Raw genomic sequence first — 16,188 nt, 5'->3', positions numbered from 1 at the left:
TTCACGCTTCCTGAGGTTGCTTCTGGGCCTTGGCCGCCACCCGCGCCTGCACCCGCATCCGCAGCGCGTTCAGCTTGATGAAGGCCCCGGCGTCGTGCTGGTTGTAGTCGCCGCCCGCCTCGAAGCTCACCAGGTCCTTGTCGTAGAGGCTCTTGGGCGCCTTGCGGCCCACCACCGTGGCGTTGCCCTTATACAGCTTGATGCGGGCCGTGCCGGTCACGCTGCTCGCCACGTGGTCCAGGTACACCTGCAGCGCCTCGCGCTCCGGGGCGAACCAGAAGCCGTTGTACACCAGCTCGGCGTACTTGGGGGCCAGCTGGTCGCGCTGGTGCAGCACTTCGCGGTCCAGCGTCAGGCTCTCCACGGCGCGGCGGGCGTGGTACAGCAGGGTGCCGCCGGGGGTCTCGTAGACGCCACGGCTCTTCATGCCCACAAAGCGGTTCTCGACCAGGTCCAGGCGTCCCACCCCGTGCTGACCCGCGAGCTGGTTGGCCTTCGTCAGCAGCGCGGCCGGGGTCAGGCGCTCGCCGTTGATCGCCACCGGGTTGCCCGCCTCAAACTCAATCTCCACATATTCCGGCTGATCCGGCGCCTCGCTGGGGTCCACCGTCAGCTTGAACATGTGGGCAGGCGGCTCGGCCCAGGGGTCTTCCAGAATGCCGCCCTCATAGCTGATGTGCAGCAGGTTGGCGTCGGTGCTCCAGGGGTCCTTCTTGGTGGTGGGCACCGGAATGCCGTGCTCCACCGCGAACGCTTCCAGATCGGCGCGGCCCTGGAAGCTCCAGTCGCGCCAGGGGGCCACCGTCACGATGTCCGGCTTCAGGGCGTAGGCGGTCATCTCGAAGCGCACCTGATCGTTGCCCTTGCCGGTCGCCCCGTGCGACACGGCCACGGCGCCCTCCTGCTCGGCGATCTCCACCATCTTCTTGGCGATCAGCGGCCGGGCAATGCTGGTGCCCAGCAGGTAATAGCCCTCGTACAGCGCCGACGCGCGGAACATCGGGAAGACATAGTCGCGCACGAACTCCTCGCGCAGGTCCAGCGCGTAGGCGGCCACCGCGCCGGTGTTCAGCGCCTTGACGCGCGCCTCCTCCACCTCGTCACCCTGACCCAGGTCGGCGGTGAAGGCCACCACCTCATAGTTGCGCTCGGTCTGGAGCCACTTGAGGATGATCGAGGTGTCGAGTCCGCCCGAATATGCCAGCACGATCTTTTCTTTGCTCATGGCCTGATTGTCTCCTGTTTCGGTGAACGGGGCAGCACAAGGCCACCCGGCGCGACTGCACCCGGCCTCCTTCCTTATCGGGAGGGCCGGGGCGTCAGCGTCGGGTGGTCAGGGTCTGCATGAGGGTGTATGAGTATGCACCGATGGCGCATAGCTATGCAGAAGGGTAGCAGCTGAGCGCGACAGGCGCAAGTGTGGACGCTTTGTTCAGCCGCCCAGGTACTGGCCCAGCCGCTGCAACGCCTCCTCGATCTCCGCTTCCGGCTTGCAGAAGGCGAAGCGGAGCAGGCCCGGCGGAGCCGCGTGCTGCACGTAGAAGGCGGCCCCCGGGATCACGGCCACCCGCCCCTCCTCTACCAGCCGGTCCGCGTCCAGACCCACGCCGATGGCGCTCAGGAAGTACGTGCCCTGCGGCTCCATCACCTCAAGCCCCAGGGCCCTGAGGCCCTGGGCCAGCCGCTGCATGCGGGCGCGGTAACCGTCGCGCAGCTGAGAATAGAACCCCGACTGCCGGGCCATGGGCAGCGCCAGCGCGACGGCCGCCTGCAGCGGGCCGGGCGCGCAGAAGGTGGTCCACTGGTGCAGGCCCGCCACCTGGGCCGCGTGGCCCGGCGGGGTCACGATCCAGCCGACCCGCCAGCCGGTCGCCTCCAGGCGCTTTCCGGCGCTGCCCACCGTGAAAGTGCGCTCCGGGGCAAGTGTTCGCAGCGGCACCGGGGCGTCGCCGTAGTACAGCTCGTCATACACCTCGTCACTGATGATCCACAGGTCATGCTCGCGGGCCAGCGCCACGATGCGTTCGAGCTCCACACGGCTGAAGACGCTGCCGGTAGGGTTGTAGGGCGAGTTGATCAGCAGGGCGCGGGTGCGCGGGGTGATGGCTTGGGCCATCCGGTCCAGGTCGGCGGCCCAGGCACCGCCCTCCAGCCGCATCGGGACCGTGACCGGCTGGGCGCCCGCCAGCCGCGCCTGCGGCCAGTAGATGTCGAAGACCGGCTCGAGCATCAGCACCTCGTCGCCGGGGCCGTAGAGCGCCTGGGCCAGCACCGCCATCGCCTCGGTGGCGCCGCAGGTCACGACCACCTGCTCCGGCGCCACGTTCAGATCGCGGCCCAGCGCCTCACGCAGCAGCGGCAGTCCGGGCGGCGGGGTGTACTGGTCGCCCCGGCCCAGGGCCTCGCGGGCAGCGTCCAGCAGGAAGGCCGGAGGGGCGCCGGACGGAAAGCCCTGGCCTAGGTTAATGGCCCCGTGCCGGACGGCCAGCCCGCTCATCCGGGCGAAGATGCTCTCGGTGGCCAGGGCGGACCGGGCGTGCAGCTGTGCAGGCATACCTGCAGTGTGGCGCAGATTGAGTTGAAGCAGGCCCGGAACGTTTGCACAGGCGCGGAACCACCAGAAAAAACCGCCCCCCAGCAGGAGGCGGTTGCAGAGCCATATGCTTCAGGGCAGGCGGTAGTTGACGCCAAGCCGCAGGCCGTAGCCCAGGCCAATGCCGCCGCCACCAGTGCCGAGCCCGATGCTGGGGCCAGCCGAGGCCTCCAGGAACGGGGTGAAGTCGGAGGTGTTGTTGAAGTTGACGCCAGCCAGCACGTTGGGATACAGCGAGAAGCCAGCCCCACCACCCAAGTACACGCCCGCACCCAGACCGAAGCCGTAGTAGGTGCTGAAGTTGCCGGTGTCGGCGCCCGTGTCGAAGGGAATCAGGTAGGACACGTCACCGTTGACGGCCAAAGTAGCTGAGCCGCCAAACACGGATACCAGCGGCAAGCCCAAGCCATAGCGCAGCCCGTTATCCTGCTGATACTGGATGCCGAAGAGGTACCCACCCACCTGGTCGGCGGCGGCGGTAGAGGCGAGGGCAGCGACGGTCAGACCCAACAGCAGCTTCTTCATGAGCCGATTGTAAGCAGGCGCGCGGCAGACGGTACTTAGGATTTCTGAATAGACCAGGCAGGCCCCTGGGTTTTTCTCTGCATAAGCATGCAGCTACCCCTCCGCTGAATCCATGCTAGGCTTGAGCCTCGGAATGCCCAAGCGTACCGATCTACAGACGATTCTGATCCTCGGCAGCGGCCCTATCCAGATTGGGCAGGCTGCCGAGTTCGATTACAGCGGCACTCAGGCTCTCAAGGCCCTCAAGCAGGAGGGCTACCGGGTGGTGCTGGTCAACAGCAACCCGGCCACGATCATGACCGACCCCGACCTCTCGGACGCCACGTATCTGGAACCGCTCACCCCGGAGTTCGTGGAACGGGTGATCGCGCTCGAACAGCCTGACGCCCTGCTGCCCACTCTGGGTGGCCAGACGGCGCTGAACCTCGCTATGGACCTGCACGAGCGCGGCACGCTGGAAAAGTACGGCGTGGAGCTGATCGGCGCGGGCGTCGAGGCCATCAAGAAGGGCGAGGACCGCGAGCTGTTCCAGGCGGCCATGGCCAAGATCGGCGTGGAGACGGCGCGCGGTCGGATGGTCCACAGCATGGACGAGGCCATCGAGTACCAGAAGGAGATCGGGCTGCCGATCGTGATCCGGCCCAGCTTCACGCTCGGCGGCACCGGCGGCGGCATCGCGCACACCTACGAGGAGTTTCTGGACATCACTGAGGGCGGCCTGCGCGACAGCCCGGTCACCTCGGTGCTGCTGGAGGAGAGCATCCTCGGCTGGAAGGAATACGAGCTGGAGGTGATGCGCGACACCGCCGACACGGTGATCATCATCACCAGCATCGAGAACTTTGACCCGATGGGCGTGCACACCGGCGACAGCATCACGGTGGCCCCGGCGCAGACGCTCAGCGATGTGGAGTATCAGCGGCTCCGTGACCAGTCGCTGGCCATCATCCGCGAGATCGGGGTGGCGACCGGCGGCAGCAACATCCAGTTCGCGGTGAACCCGGACAACGGGCGCGTCATCGTGATCGAGATGAACCCGCGGGTCAGCCGCTCCTCCGCCCTGGCCAGCAAGGCCACCGGCTTCCCCATCGCTAAGATCGCGGCCCTGCTGGCGGTCGGCTACCACCTGGACGAGCTGCCCAACGACATCACCCGCGTGACCCCGGCGTCGTTCGAGCCGAGCATCGACTACGTGGTGACCAAGATTCCGCGCTTCGCCTTCGAGAAGTTCCCCGGCACCCCGGACGCCCTGGGCACCCAGATGCGCAGCGTGGGCGAGGTAATGGCGGTGGGCCGAACCTTCAAGGAGAGCCTGCAGAAGGCGCTGCGCAGCACCGAGAGCGACGTGCGGGGCGTGTACGCCCAGATGGACGTGGCGGGCCTCCGCGCGCTGCTGTACCCCAATCCACGCCGGCTGGAGGCCATCATTGAGCTGATGCGCCGGGGCGAGACGGTAGACCAGCTGTTCGAGGCGACCAAGATTGACCCGTGGTTCCTGGGGCAGCTGCACGAGATCATCGCCGCCGAGGGCGAGATTCTGGAACTTGGGCCGATCCGGGAGTGGAAGTACGAGTACTGGCGCGAGGTGAAGCGGCTGGGCTTCAGCGACGCCCGCATCGGGGAGATCGTGGGGCTGAGCGAGCTGGAGGTGCGCGCCCTGCGCAAAACTGCCCGCGCCACCCCCGTGTACAAGACGGTGGACACCTGCGCCGCCGAGTTCGAGGCGCACACGCCCTACCACTACAGCACCTACGAGTGGGAGGACGAGGTGCGCGCCACCGACAAGCCCAAGGTGGTGATCCTGGGCTCCGGCCCCAACCGCATCGGGCAGGGCGTGGAGTTCGACTACGCCACGGTGCACGCGGTCTGGGCGCTGCAGGAGGCCGGCTACGAGACCATCATGGTGAACAGCAATCCCGAGACGGTCAGCACCGACTACGACACGGCCGACCGGCTGTACTTCGAGCCGCTGACCTTCGAGGATGTGATGAACATCGTCGAGCACGAGAAGCCCATCGGGGTGATCGTGCAGCTGGGCGGGCAGACACCGCTGAAGCTGGCCGCCCGGCTGGAGGCGGCCGGCGCGCCCATCATCGGCACCAGCCCGGCCACCATCCACGAGGCGGAAGACCGCGCCAGCTTCAACGCGCTGTGCGAGCGGCTGGGCATTCCGCAGCCGAGGGGGCTGGTGGCGAAGAACGCGGGGGAGGCGCAGGCGCTGGCCGCTCAGCTGGGCTTCCCGCTGATGGCCCGCCCCAGCTATGTGCTGGGCGGCCGGGCCATGCGGACGGTGCGGAGCGAACACGAGCTGCAGACCTACCTCGACGAGGTGTACGCGGCGGTGGAGGGCCAGCCGAGCATCCTGCTCGACCAGTACCTGGAAGGAGCGCTGGAGCTGGACGTGGACTGCCTGTCCGACGGCTCCGTGGCGGTGGTCGCCGGCATCATGGAACACATCGAGGCGGCCGGGGTGCACAGCGGCGACAGCGCCTGCATCATCCCGCCGGTGAGCCTGAGCGCTGAGCTGACCGCCACGGTCAAGGCCACCACCGAGCGGCTGGCGCTGGAACTGGGCGTGAAGGGCCTGATGAACGTGCAGTACGCGATCAAGGATGGGGTGGCGTACATCCTGGAGGCCAACCCGCGCGCCAGCCGGACCGTGCCGTACGTGAGCAAGGCCACCGGCCACCCGCTCGCCAAGTACGCCGCCCGCATCGCCGTGGGGCAGACACTGGAGCAGATCGGCTTTGCACAGACGCCCACGCCTGCCATGTACAGCGTCAAGGAAGTGCATCTGCCGTTCCTGAAGTTCAGAGGCGTGCTGCCGGTGCTGGGGCCGGAGATGAAGAGCACCGGTGAGAGCATGGGTATTGACGCAGACCCGTATCTGGCGTACTTCCGCGCAGAGCTCGGGGCCAAGAGCAACCTGCCGCTGAAGGGCACCGCGCTGCTGCTGGGCGAGGGGCTGGACGATGTGGCCGGAACCCTGGAGGGGGCCGGGCTGAGCGTAATCCGGGCACAGGACGGCGAGGCCCTGCCAGACCTGTTGATTGACGTGACCGGCAGTCCGCTGCTCCGGACCGCGCTGGAGCGGGGCGTGCCGATCGTGAGCACGAAGGAGGGCGCGGAGTGGACGGCGAAAGCGATTGCTGCGGCGCAGGGGCAGACCCTCGGCGTGCAGAGCCTGCAGCGGTGGCTGAGCGCCCAGGCCGGCGCTTCCGGCCAGTGAATGCCGCTTGACGCCCTGCACACCCGCCCCACCTCCCTCCTGTCTACCCTGAACCATGACCGACCGATCGAACGATGAGAACGAGGCCCAGGCCCAGCAGGAGCAGTACGCCCGAATGCAGGAGGACGACGCCCGTCGCGGCGTGACCAGCGCCGGCGGGGCCGGCAGCACCGGCACGCCCGGTAATCAGGAGGCCGGCGCGGAAACCTCCGACGAGGATCAGCCAGCCGCCGGCTTCCAGGACGGAAGCTGAGTTCAGACCTACAAAGAGGGGCCGCTCCAGCATGGAAGCGGCCCCTCTTGCTGTGACTGCGCCGGGGCTATTCTGACCCATACCTTCACGGCTTCTGAATGCCGCACACTTAGGCTTCCAGTCAGGCAGACTTCTTCCTGCCTGAGCCTGGAGGACCCCATGAGCGACCATCACGATCATCACGACGATCCCTTTCACGACCTGGGCCTGAGGGCCGACGCGAGCATGATGTTGCACTCTCCGCTGGATCGCCGCCGGGTGCTGGCGCTGGGCCTGCTGGGCCTCGGCACGCTGGTGGGCTGCGGGGCCGCGGCCAGTTCCGCCAGCGCGGCGGGCACCGGCACGGCGGCCTGCCCCGCTCCCATTCCTTCCGAGACGGCCGGCCCCTACCCCGCCGACGGCTCGGTGGCTTCCGGTCAGTCGGTCAACGTCCTGACCCGCTCCGGGATCGTGCGCCGCGACATCCGTACCAGCCTCGGCACCGGCCACACGGCGGCGGGCGTGCCGCTCACCGTGGTGCTGAATCTGGTGAATACGGCGGCCAGCTGCGCCCCGCTGTCCGGGTACGCCGTCTACATCTGGCACTGCACCCAGGACGGCCAGTATTCGCTGTACAGCCAGGATGCGGTGGCCGAAGATTACCTGCGCGGAGTCCAGACCAGCGGCGCAGACGGCACGGTAACGTTCCAGACGGTCTTTCCCGGCTGTTATGCCGGGCGGTGGCCGCACATCCACTTCGAGGTGTATCCGTCGCTCAGCCGCGCCACTTCGGCCGCCAGCCGCATTCAGGCCTCTCAGCTGGCGCTCCCTCAGGCGGCCTGTCAGAAGGTCTACGCCCAGAGCGGCTACGAGGCGAGCGTCCGCAACCTCTCGCAGAGCTCGCTCGCCACTGACAACGTGTTCAGCGACGGGGCCACCCTGCAGACGCCCACCATGACCGGAAGCGTCCGCGCCGGCTACACCGCCACCCTGACGGTGGGCCTGGCCCGCTGAGCGCGGGTCGAAAGCCTCTCTTCAGGCACCGGTCAGGCGTTCCGTGTCATCCTGACCGCATGTTCTCCCGACCCCTCCTGCGTACCCTGGCCCTGGCGGTGGCCAGTCTGGCCACCGCCCAGGCTGCCACGGCCATCACCACCACCAGCCTCAACCTGCACCGTCAGCCGGCCCTGAGCGGCCCGGTGATACAGGTGATCCCGGCACAGACCCTGCTCACCGTCGCCTGCAGCGGCAACTGGTGCCGCACCAGCTACCGGGGACACGGTGGGTACGTGGCCCGTTCGCTGATGCGCCCGCTCACCCGCAGCGCGCCGCTGTCCGGGCGCGGCGTGGTGTACTTCCGCTCGTGCACGGCCGCGCGTGCGGCCGGGGCCGCTCCCCTCCGGCTGGCCCACCCCGGTTACCGCACCGGCCTGGACCGCAATCACAACGGCGTGGCCTGCGAACAGGGCGAGTAAACTTCCCGCCCGGGAGCGTGAGTACCCTTCAGACCGGCACGCCCTCAATGATGGAGAAGCCATAACCGGCGTCGCGGATGTCCGTCAGGGTAAATCCGGCGTGTTCAAACAGCGTGCGGAACTCGGCCGTGGTGCGCTCACGGCCGCCCGGACCCACCAGCATGTTCAGGTCCGAGAGCGAGGCGTGCCGGTCCCGGACGCCCTGATCCATCCGCCGCTCAATCACCAGCAGCGACGCGCCCGGCGCCATCGCTTCATGGCACCGCTGCAGGATCTGGATCGCCTGTTCGTCGTCCCAGTCGTGCAGCACCGCCTTGAGCAGGTAGGCCCCGCCTCCGGGCGGCACGCCCTCAAAGAAACTGCCGGAGACCACCCGGCACCGCTCCGCCAGCCCGGCCTCGGTCAGCAACGGTCCAGCGTGCGCCACCACTTGCGGCTGATCGAACAGCACGCCCTTCAGGTCCGGAAACTTCTGGAGCAGGGCGATCAGCAGCGTACCCCGGCCACCGCCCACATCAATCACCGTGCCGTAGCGCCCGAAATCGGTACGTTCGAGCAGGGCATGCTGCGCCCGACGGGTGTTGCCAGTCATGGCCGCGTCGAAGATCCGGTTCTCTTCCGGCCGCTGCGCCCAGTAGGCCCACAGGCTCTCCCCGTTCAGGTGGGCAAAGGCGTTCTCGCCAGTCTGGACGCTGTGCAGAAGCCCAGACCAGGCCTGCCAGATGTAGGGTCGGCCTATAAACCGGGCCATGCCCGCCAGCGAGTCCGGAGCGTCGGAGCGCAGCGCCTCTCCCGTTGCGGTCAACCCAAAGCGCTGTCCCAGGTGCTCGGCCAGCACTCCAGCGTCAGCGAGCGCCCGCAGCAGCCGGTACAGCGATCCCGGGTGGCTTCCGGTCCGCTCGGCCAGTTCGGCGCTGGCCAGCGGCCCGCCGGCCAGCAGATCGGCAATGCCAAGGGTGGCCGCGACGTGGAGGGCCTGTGAGACCCGGTACCCGTTCAGCAGGGTGAGCAGGTGGTCCGAGGGACGGGCCGACGCCTCTGGTTCATTCATGGCAGCTCCAGACATCGAGAGAGGTCTATGGGTGTCGGAGCCGCCAGAGGGTTCGCTCAGCCGTTACTCTACGTCCTGGAGATACGCGCCGTACCCTTCCGCTTCCATCTGGGCCTTCGGAACGAAGCGCAGCGCGGCGCTGTTGATGCAGTAGCGCAGCCCTCCCTCCGCCTGCGGGCCGTCCGGGAAGACGTGACCGAGGTGCGAGTCGGCCAGCGGCGACCGGACCTCGGTGCGCGCGTAGCCGATCTTGTAATCGGTGTTTTCCCGGATGGCCGCGCTCGGCAGCGGGCGGGTGAAGCTGGGCCAGCCGCAACCGGCGTCGTACTTGTCGCGGCTGCTGAACAGCGGCTCGCCCGACACCACGTCCACGTAGAGGCCCGGCGCGTCGGTGTTCCAGTACTCACCGGTGAAGGCGCGCTCGGTGCCCTCATGCTGCGTCACCTGATACTGGGTCGGCGTCAGCCGCTCGCGCAGTTCGGCGTCGCTGGGCTTCTGGAAGGTGCCCGGTCTGGTGGTGGTCATGGGGCGAGTGTAGCGGTCCTGGCCCTACGCAACTGAGAGGCGCCGCCCAGAGCGGGCGCTTCACGGCTGATCCAGCAGCGCGCCCACGGCCTCCACCGTGCGCCAGTTGCGCACGGTGACCACCGGCCCCAGTGGCGCCAGATTCAGGTCGCTGTGGCCCAGCCCGTCCGGCAGGTGCAGGTACACCTCGCGGCCCCTCGCTTCCCAGGCAGTCCCGGCCCGCGCCCGCACCGCCGTCACCCGCTGCGGGTCCGGCGGCTCGGGCAGAAAAGCCACATGCACGGTGGTGGGATCGGCGGCGGCCTGGGCCAGATACGGGCAGTGGCGCCGCACGGCGCCCCACTCATCGGCCCGGCGCAGCACCACGTCCACCGCAAAGCCGAAGGCCTGCAGCAGGGCCGCCTGGAGCCGGTCCACGTCCGGCCCGTCCGCCTGGAACACCACGTTGCCGCTCTGCAGGTAGGTCTTCACCCGGGTACAGCCAGCGGCCTCGAAGACGGTCCGCAGCGCCGGCATCGGCACCCGGCGGTGGCCCCCGACGTTGATGCCGCGCAGCAGGGCCACGTGCAGGTGAGCGGTCATGGCGTCATTGTGCGGCACATTCGGCTTTGTTTTCTAAAGCGCGTCAGAATAGAGGGCATGACTGCCTCCGCTCCCCTGACTCCATTGACCGCCCCCCGCCTGCAGGTTGACATCTGGTCCGACATCGCCTGCCCCTGGTGCTACATCGGCAAGCGGCGCTTCGAGGCGGCCCTGCAGCAGTTCCCGTACCTGGATCAGGTCGAGGTGGTGTGGCACAGCTTCGAGTTGGACCCCCAGGCGCCTCTGCAGCCGGCCGGGTCCATGCGCGACCTGCTGGCCGGCAAGTACGGCCGCAGCCCGGAGCAGGCACAGCAGATGCTGAACCAGATGACCGAGACGGCCGCCGCCGATGGCCTGACCTACCACTTCGACCGCTTGCAGCCCACCAACACCTTCCAGGCGCATCAGCTGGTGCATCTGGCGGCGCAGCACGGACTGCAGGACGCGATGAAGGAGCGGCTGTTCCGCGCCTACCTGACCGAAGGCGCCCACCTGGGTGAGCTGGACACCCTGGTGCGCCTGGCCGCCGAGGTGGGGCTGGACGCCGCAGAGGCCCGAACTGCGCTGGAGCAGCAGACCCACGCCGCTGCGGTGCGTCAGGACGAGGCGCAGGCGCAGGCCTACGGCATCCAGGGGGTTCCGTTCTTTGTGCTGGGCGGCAAATACGGCGTCAGCGGTGCCCAGCCGCCGGAGGTGCTCGCCGGTGCCCTGCAGCAGCTGTGGCAGGAACAGCTCGCCTCCAGCACCCCCATTCAGTTGCTCGCACCGGACGCTGCCAGCTGTCAGGACGGAGCGTGCGACGTGCCGCAAAAGGGCCAGGGCGACTGAAGGCCTGACCTCAAGCTTCTCATCTGACGGGGTGCTGTGGCTTCATACTCTAAGCACAGGCTTAAGAAGTCCTCTATACTCGCATCAGGAGCAATGAGCACACGGTGAAGGGTGCAGGCATTGCGCACCGGCTGGTCACGCACAGGCCGCGCCCGGCTGATGCAGGTCAGCTCACCGACTCCAGATGATGACGCCCGAGTCCACGTACTCTGCCGCAAGGGAGGCCGCCCACCTTGACCCCCGATAGCCTGACCACCAATACCTGGAACAGCCTGCAGCGCAAGATCTTCCTGGTCCTGGGGCCGGTCGGCGCCCTGGCATGTGTGGCGGCGCTGATCGCGCAGCTCAGCTCACTGGACCCGCTGGACGCGGTCGCGCTGCCGCTGCTGGCAGGGCTGCTGAGCCTGATCAGTGTGCTGCTCGCCTTCCAGCGGCTGAGTGTGCAGATCGCGATCCGGACGGCCCTGGCCGGCATCAGCGTATATTTTCTGGCGGCGCTGCATCACCAGTTCGGCTGGTTTGTGCTGAAGTACTCGATGCTCAGCGAGAACACCTACTGGTTTGCGGTGCTGTACGCCATCTCCTTCGTGGCGTTTCCGCCCAAGCTGGCGCTGCGCACGTGCACGGTGGTGTTCGTGCTGTCGGTGCTGATCTGCGGGGCTGACCTGCTGACCCTGTCGCTGAGCGGCCAGCTGAACTACCGGATGGTGGCGGCAGTGGTGCAGTTCACGCTGGCGAGCAGCGTGCTGATCGGGGCCCAGTTCGCGCTGGGCATCATGCGCGAGCAGCTGGATCAGGTGCGGCTGGCCGCCTACATCGACGTGCTGACTGGCCTGCCGAACCGCCGGTATGCCCAGCAGCAGCTGGAACGGCGCATCCAGGAAGGCAAGGGCTTTGCGCTGGTGATGCTGGACATCGACCACTTCAAGCAGGTGAACGACACCTACGGCCACGAGGCCGGCGACATGGTGCTGCGCGAGACGGCGCGGGTGGTCAGCCGCCACCTGAGCGGCGCCCAGTTCCTGGCCCGTTGGGGTGGCGAGGAATTTGTCCTGGTGCTGCCGGGCCTGCACAAGCACGGCGGCAAGGCCCTGGCGGAGGCGGCCCGCACCGAGCTGTACCAGCACGTGTTCGATCAGGTGGGCGGGCTGACCGCTAGCTTCGGCGTGGCCGAGTGGGTGGCGGGCGAGTCGCTGGAAACGGTCATGCGCCGTGCGGACGCGGCGCTCTATGCGGCCAAGCGGCAGGGGCGCAACGGGGTCCGGGTGGCTATGGAGGACGGGCGCCTGACCCGGCTGGACCTGCCGGCCCATCCGCTGCAGGTCCCGACCAAGCTGCCGGAGGTGCGTCCTCCGGACCCGGAAGGCAGCGCCGCCCTGTAGTCTCCCCTCCCCTATTCAGCGGCTCAACGCGGCGGCACGCAGGAATGCGGCCGCGGCCTGCTCCACGTCCTGGGCGGTGGTGGCCTCCCCGAAACTGAAGCGCAGGCTGGCCCTCGCCTGGGCGTCACTCAGGCCCAGCGCGGTGAGCACGTGGCTCGGCTGCATGGTGCCGGCGCTGCAGGCACTGCCGGCGCTGGCCGCCACGCCTGCCAGGTCCAGGTTCATCAGCAGCGCCTCGCCGTCTGCCCCGGCCACGGTGAAACTGGCCACCTTGGGGCTGCCCTGGGCAGTGTGGTTGGCCCGGACCGCGTCGTCGGCCAGGGCGAGCCGGGTGAACAGGTCGTTCAGGGCGCGCAGGTGGGCGTGGGTCTGCGGCTGCCGCCCGGCGGCCTCCTGCAACCCTACTCCTGCAGCGTACACGCCCGGCGCGTTCTGGGTGCCGGCCCGCAACCCGCGCTCCTGACCTCCGCCCAGCGGCAGCGGCGGCAGCTCCAGCCCCCGGCGCAGGTACAGAAAACCCACCCCCAGCGGCCCGCCCCACTTGTGCGCGCTGAAGCTGGCAAAATCCACGTTCCAGGCATGCAGGTCCACCGGCAGCACGCCCGGCGACTGCACCGCGTCGGTATGGAACAGGGCCCCACCCCGGTGCGCCACCTCGGCCAGCGCCGCCACATCCTGTACCGCTCCGATCTCGTTGTTGGCATGATGAATGCTGACCAGCACGGTATCGGAGCGCAGCGCCGCCTCCACGGCCTCGGGCGCGATCCGGCCGTGCGGGTCCGGGCTCAGCACCGTCACGTCCATGCCCTGCCCCGCCAGCCAGCGGGCCGGCGTCAGGACCGCCGAGTGCTCGATGGCCGAAGTGATCAGGTGGCCCCGGTGATGGTGCTGCTGCGCCACCCCCAGCAGCACATGGTTGTCTCCCTCGGTGCCGCCCCCGTTGGCCAGCAGTTCCAGCGGACTGGCCCCTAGCGCCGCCGCCACCAGCGTGCGCCCCTCCTCCAGCCGCTCACGCAGCCGCTGACCGGCCCGGTGCACGCTGGCCGGGTTGCCCGCCAGGGTCGCCACCTCGCTGTAGGCCCGCAGCGCGGAGGCGCGCATCGGCTGGGTGGCCGCGTAATCCAGGTAGATCATGACCGGGCGCTCACTGGGCCGGAAAGCTGGTGTAGTCCTGCCCGTTGACCCGCACCACAAACACGGCGTCGCCACGCACCTGAATGCCGTCCTGCTGCGCCGAGGCCCCGGTCACCGTGCCGGTGGCGGTGGGGGCCAGCACCGGGCGCTCGCCGTCCAGGTCGCGCACCACGATCTCCACTGTGCCGCTGGGCAGCGTGGCCGGGAAGGTGTAGCTCAGCTGCACCGTGCGGGCCTGGGTCTGCGCCGGCTGCGCCTGGGTCTCCGTGGCCGTCAGCGCGGGCACCGAAGGGCTCACGGTCGCGGGCGCGGTGTCCTGTGGCACCGCAGGAATGCTGTCCACCGTGGTGGTGGGGGTGTCGGTGGTGTCGGGGACGCTCGGCTCGGTGGTCTCCGTGGTGGCGGGCGGGGTATACACCGGTGGCGGCAGCGGCAGGCTGTCGGCCGGACGGCTGGGGCCGGTATAGGGCGCCATGGCGATGGTCAGGGTGACCGGCGCGCCCACCTCCACCCGCACATACGGAGCCGGGTCCTGGCTCAGCACGGTGTTCTCGCGGGCATTGCTCGCCTGACGGCGCACCCGGTTGACCACCAGTCCGGCCCGGCGTGCCAGGTCGCGGGCATCGTCGAAGGCCAGGCCGGTGAGCGGCGGCAGCCAGGTGAGCTTGCTGGTGCCGCCCGACACCAGCAGCGTCACCTTATCGCCGCGCTGGGCGGTGGCCCCGGCCTCCGGCAGCTGCGCGATCACGCGGCCCTTGGGCGTGCCGGAGAAGGTGCCGTCCACGGTCATGACGGCCCCACGGGTCAGGCGGTTCTCGGCCAGCTGCGCCTGCACCTGATCCAGGTTCAGCTCCTCCAGGCGCGGTACCGTCAGCGAGGGCGGATTGTTGACGGTCAGGGTGATCTGGCGGCCCACCGGCAGGTCGCTGCCGGCGGCCGGGTCCTGCGACACCACCGCACCCACCGGCAGGCCCGGCCCCTCGCCGGTGGCATACGCCACCCGGAACCCGTCACCGGCGAGCGTCTGGGCGGCCTGCTCGGCCGGCTGGCCCACCACCTTCTGGACCGTGCGCGACGGGGGGTTCAGATAGATGCGCGCCGCCTGAACGCCCAGGTAGCCGGCCCCGCCCAGGAACAGCAGGCCCGGCAGCACCGCCCAGACGCTCAGCACCGGCCGGCGGCGGCGCACCCGGCCGCGGCCCAGCGGCGTGAGCAACTGGGTATTCAGCTGCACCGCCTCCTCCAAGGTGTGCTGCCGGGGGGCCAGGTAAGCCAGCTGCGGCTGGCCGTCCGGATCCAGCAGCACCTCGGCGTCGGTCAGCGAGAATCCGTGTTCGGCCAGCTGGGTGCCCAGGTCGCGCACCGCCTGCACCGCGTCCTCGTGGCGGACCGGCAGGTCCAGGAACTGCGCCAGCGGCTGGCCCTCCAGCGGGCGCCACACCGCGTAGTACGCGCCGGGCCGGGCCACCACGTCCACCAGCCCCGCCGGCGACAGCGCCTTAAGAGCCGAGCGGTAGCGGTGGAAGAAACTGCGCTCCGCCGGCCCGGTCACCTCGAACCAGCCGAGCCGCAGCAGCGGCTCGCGGCCCTCCTGCTGCACCGTATACAGCACCGTCTGGTCCTCGCGCGACACCTCGGAGAGCACCAGGTACTTGCCGTCGATGCGGGTTTCAGGGCCTTGAACGTCGGAACGGGTCATGCGAGTTGCAGTATAGCGGCCCGGCGTGAGGCGGGTTCCCCGGCCTGCTCAGAGCCGCTCGGGCAGCCGTTCCAGACCCGCCTGCCCCACCCGGCGCAGGGCCGCCTCCACCGTCTCGCCGCTCAGCGGATGGCGCCACCCCGGGGCCACCTCGGCCAGCGGTGCCAGCACAAACCCGCGTTCGAAGGCCAGCGGGTGTGGCAGGGTCAGCCCGGCCTGCTGGATCACCTGCCCGCCCACGCCGATCAGGTCCAGGTCCAGCACTCTGGGACCCCAGCGCTCCACACGTACCCGGCCGTAGCGTTCCTCGGTCTGCAGCAGCGCCCTGAGCAGCGCGCCCGGGTCCAGGTCGGTGCCGAGCGCCAGCGCCGCATTCAGGTAATCCGGCTGGCCGGGCGGGCCGCCCACCGCCCGCGTGCGGTAGAGGTGCGAGCCGGCCTGCACCGTACCCAGGCGGGCCAGCTCGGTGCGCGCCCAGCGCAGGGCCGCCGCCGGATCGCCCAGATTGGCCCCCAGCGCGATCAAGGCGGGTTCAGCCACGGTCCGGTCCACCCTGTAGGTCGGCGCGGTGCAGGGTCAGCTCCGCGTACACGTCGCGGAAGATGCCCGCGATCGGAGCGTGCGGCTTGTGCGCCCGTACCGTCACCGCCTCCAGCAGCGGCTGCTCGCGCAGCAGGCGGCGGGCCACCCGGTCGGCCAGCACCTCGATCAGCTGATGGCGCCGGCCGGTCACCTCCTGGGCAATCTGGTCGTACACCGCCGCGTAGTTCACCGCCCGCTCCAGCCGGTCCGGCAGGCCCCGGAAGTCGTAGTGCAGCTCGGCGTCCACCACAAAGCGCGCCCCGAAGCGGGCCTCCTCCTCGTAGACGCCGTGCCGGGCATGAAATTCCAGACCGCTCAGGACCACCTTGCTGCTCATGGCTCCGAGTCTAG

At 69.2% G+C, this 16,188-nt stretch carries 16 protein-coding genes; 6 read left to right on the top strand and 10 right to left on the bottom strand.

All coding sequences use genetic code 11. The features are described 5' to 3' along the window. Position 1: 1 nt before the first annotated feature. From ABOD76_RS15745 to ABOD76_RS15735, 3 genes are all read right to left on the bottom strand, one after another. Positions 2-1,225: an argininosuccinate synthase gene (locus tag ABOD76_RS15745; protein WP_350242909.1), complete on the bottom strand. Its 1,224-nt coding sequence runs from the start codon at positions 1,223-1,225 to the stop codon at positions 2-4. A gap of 207 nt (positions 1,226-1,432) precedes the next feature. Then, positions 1,433-2,554, bottom strand: a complete 1,122-nt coding sequence (locus ABOD76_RS15740; RefSeq protein ID WP_350242908.1) for a pyridoxal phosphate-dependent aminotransferase — start codon at positions 2,552-2,554, stop codon at positions 1,433-1,435. 111 nt (positions 2,555-2,665) lie between these two features. Beyond that, the gene (locus ABOD76_RS15735) at positions 2,666-3,118 is read right to left on the bottom strand and encodes a hypothetical protein (RefSeq protein ID WP_350242907.1); all 453 of its coding nucleotides are present in this window, start codon (positions 3,116-3,118) and stop codon (positions 2,666-2,668) included. Between the two features lie 133 nt (positions 3,119-3,251). On the opposite strand from ABOD76_RS15735, the gene carB reads away from it, so the two are divergent. From carB to ABOD76_RS15715, 4 genes are all read left to right on the top strand, one after another. After that, the gene (carB, locus tag ABOD76_RS15730) at positions 3,252-6,347 is read left to right on the top strand and encodes a carbamoyl-phosphate synthase large subunit (protein ID WP_350242906.1); all 3,096 of its coding nucleotides are present in this window, start codon (positions 3,252-3,254) and stop codon (positions 6,345-6,347) included. 55 nt (positions 6,348-6,402) lie between these two features. After that, on the top strand, positions 6,403-6,600 hold the full coding sequence (locus ABOD76_RS15725) for a hypothetical protein (RefSeq protein WP_350242905.1): 198 nt from the start codon (positions 6,403-6,405) through the stop codon (positions 6,598-6,600). Positions 6,601-6,759: 159 nt separating this feature from the next. After that, positions 6,760-7,593, top strand: a complete 834-nt coding sequence (locus tag ABOD76_RS15720) for an intradiol ring-cleavage dioxygenase (RefSeq protein WP_350242904.1) — start codon at positions 6,760-6,762, stop codon at positions 7,591-7,593. Between the two features lie 59 nt (positions 7,594-7,652). Continuing rightward, the gene (locus ABOD76_RS15715; RefSeq protein WP_350242903.1) at positions 7,653-8,054 is read left to right on the top strand and encodes an excalibur calcium-binding domain-containing protein; all 402 of its coding nucleotides are present in this window, start codon (positions 7,653-7,655) and stop codon (positions 8,052-8,054) included. Positions 8,055-8,082: 28 nt separating this feature from the next. Here the strand turns inward: ABOD76_RS15715 and ABOD76_RS15710 are convergent, their stop codons facing one another. From ABOD76_RS15710 to ABOD76_RS15700, 3 genes are all read right to left on the bottom strand, one after another. Beyond that, complete coding sequence (locus tag ABOD76_RS15710) at positions 8,083-9,105, bottom strand: methyltransferase (protein ID WP_350242902.1); 1,023 nt, start codon at positions 9,103-9,105, stop codon at positions 8,083-8,085. Between the two features lie 63 nt (positions 9,106-9,168). After that, entirely contained in the window at positions 9,169-9,630 is a 462-nt protein-coding gene (gene msrB / locus ABOD76_RS15705) for a peptide-methionine (R)-S-oxide reductase MsrB (RefSeq protein WP_350242901.1), read from the bottom strand. A 60-nt stretch (positions 9,631-9,690) separates the two neighbouring features. Next, positions 9,691-10,212 (bottom strand): DUF1697 domain-containing protein, encoded by a 522-nt coding sequence (locus ABOD76_RS15700; protein ID WP_350242900.1) that lies wholly within the window; start codon positions 10,210-10,212, stop codon positions 9,691-9,693. Positions 10,213-10,269: 57 nt separating this feature from the next. Here ABOD76_RS15700 and ABOD76_RS15695 point away from each other — a divergent pair, with 57 nt between their 5' ends. Both ABOD76_RS15695 and ABOD76_RS15690 read left to right on the top strand, forming a co-directional pair. Next, positions 10,270-11,040 carry a DsbA family oxidoreductase gene (locus tag ABOD76_RS15695; RefSeq protein WP_350242899.1) on the top strand — a complete coding sequence of 257 codons (771 nt, stop codon included), beginning with the start codon at positions 10,270-10,272 and terminating at the stop codon, positions 11,038-11,040. 233 nt (positions 11,041-11,273) lie between these two features. Beyond that, on the top strand, positions 11,274-12,422 hold the full coding sequence (locus tag ABOD76_RS15690; protein ID WP_350242898.1) for a GGDEF domain-containing protein: 1,149 nt from the start codon (positions 11,274-11,276) through the stop codon (positions 12,420-12,422). Positions 12,423-12,437: 15 nt separating this feature from the next. On the opposite strand, the gene ABOD76_RS15685 is transcribed toward ABOD76_RS15690, so the two are convergent. Genes ABOD76_RS15685 through folB form a run of 4 tightly spaced genes read right to left on the bottom strand, consistent with a single transcriptional unit; the run spans position 12,438 to position 16,174 of the window. Further along, positions 12,438-13,556, bottom strand: coding sequence for a cysteine desulfurase family protein (locus ABOD76_RS15685; protein ID WP_350242897.1), 1,119 nt, complete (start codon positions 13,554-13,556; stop codon positions 12,438-12,440). A 10-nt stretch (positions 13,557-13,566) separates the two neighbouring features. Then, positions 13,567-15,255: a PASTA domain-containing protein gene (locus ABOD76_RS15680; protein ID WP_350242896.1), complete on the bottom strand. Its 1,689-nt coding sequence runs from the start codon at positions 15,253-15,255 to the stop codon at positions 13,567-13,569. Positions 15,256-15,303: 48 nt separating this feature from the next. Next, on the bottom strand, positions 15,304-15,795 hold the full coding sequence (gene folK / locus ABOD76_RS15675) for a 2-amino-4-hydroxy-6-hydroxymethyldihydropteridine diphosphokinase (RefSeq protein ID WP_350242895.1): 492 nt from the start codon (positions 15,793-15,795) through the stop codon (positions 15,304-15,306). After that, positions 15,788-16,174, bottom strand: a complete 387-nt coding sequence (gene folB / locus ABOD76_RS15670; RefSeq protein WP_350242894.1) for a dihydroneopterin aldolase — start codon at positions 16,172-16,174, stop codon at positions 15,788-15,790. The genes folK and folB overlap by 8 nt, the downstream gene beginning before the upstream one ends. Positions 16,175-16,188: the final 14 nt, after the last annotated feature.

This window comes from Deinococcus sonorensis KR-87 (assembly GCF_040256395.1).
Lineage (GTDB): Bacteria > Deinococcota > Deinococci > Deinococcales > Deinococcaceae > Deinococcus > Deinococcus sonorensis.
This window is presented reverse-complemented; position numbering and strand designations above follow the sequence as displayed.

Coding starts and splice junctions, on each gene's coding strand:
- ABOD76_RS15745 (WP_350242909.1), bottom strand. CDS start 1,225: ATGAGCAAAGAAAAGATCGTGCTGGCATATTCGGGCGGACTCGACACC.
- ABOD76_RS15740 (WP_350242908.1), bottom strand. CDS start 2,554: ATGCCTGCACAGCTGCACGCCCGGTCCGCCCTGGCCACCGAGAGCATC.
- ABOD76_RS15735 (WP_350242907.1), bottom strand. CDS start 3,118: ATGAAGAAGCTGCTGTTGGGTCTGACCGTCGCTGCCCTCGCCTCTACC.
- carB (WP_350242906.1), top strand. CDS start 3,252: ATGCCCAAGCGTACCGATCTACAGACGATTCTGATCCTCGGCAGCGGC.
- ABOD76_RS15725 (WP_350242905.1), top strand. CDS start 6,403: ATGACCGACCGATCGAACGATGAGAACGAGGCCCAGGCCCAGCAGGAG.
- ABOD76_RS15720 (WP_350242904.1), top strand. CDS start 6,760: ATGAGCGACCATCACGATCATCACGACGATCCCTTTCACGACCTGGGC.
- ABOD76_RS15715 (WP_350242903.1), top strand. CDS start 7,653: ATGTTCTCCCGACCCCTCCTGCGTACCCTGGCCCTGGCGGTGGCCAGT.
- ABOD76_RS15710 (WP_350242902.1), bottom strand. CDS start 9,105: ATGAATGAACCAGAGGCGTCGGCCCGTCCCTCGGACCACCTGCTCACC.
- msrB (WP_350242901.1), bottom strand. CDS start 9,630: ATGACCACCACCAGACCGGGCACCTTCCAGAAGCCCAGCGACGCCGAA.
- ABOD76_RS15700 (WP_350242900.1), bottom strand. CDS start 10,212: ATGACCGCTCACCTGCACGTGGCCCTGCTGCGCGGCATCAACGTCGGG.
- ABOD76_RS15695 (WP_350242899.1), top strand. CDS start 10,270: ATGACTGCCTCCGCTCCCCTGACTCCATTGACCGCCCCCCGCCTGCAG.
- ABOD76_RS15685 (WP_350242897.1), bottom strand. CDS start 13,556: ATGATCTACCTGGATTACGCGGCCACCCAGCCGATGCGCGCCTCCGCG.
- ABOD76_RS15680 (WP_350242896.1), bottom strand. CDS start 15,255: ATGACCCGTTCCGACGTTCAAGGCCCTGAAACCCGCATCGACGGCAAG.
- folB (WP_350242894.1), bottom strand. CDS start 16,174: ATGAGCAGCAAGGTGGTCCTGAGCGGTCTGGAATTTCATGCCCGGCAC.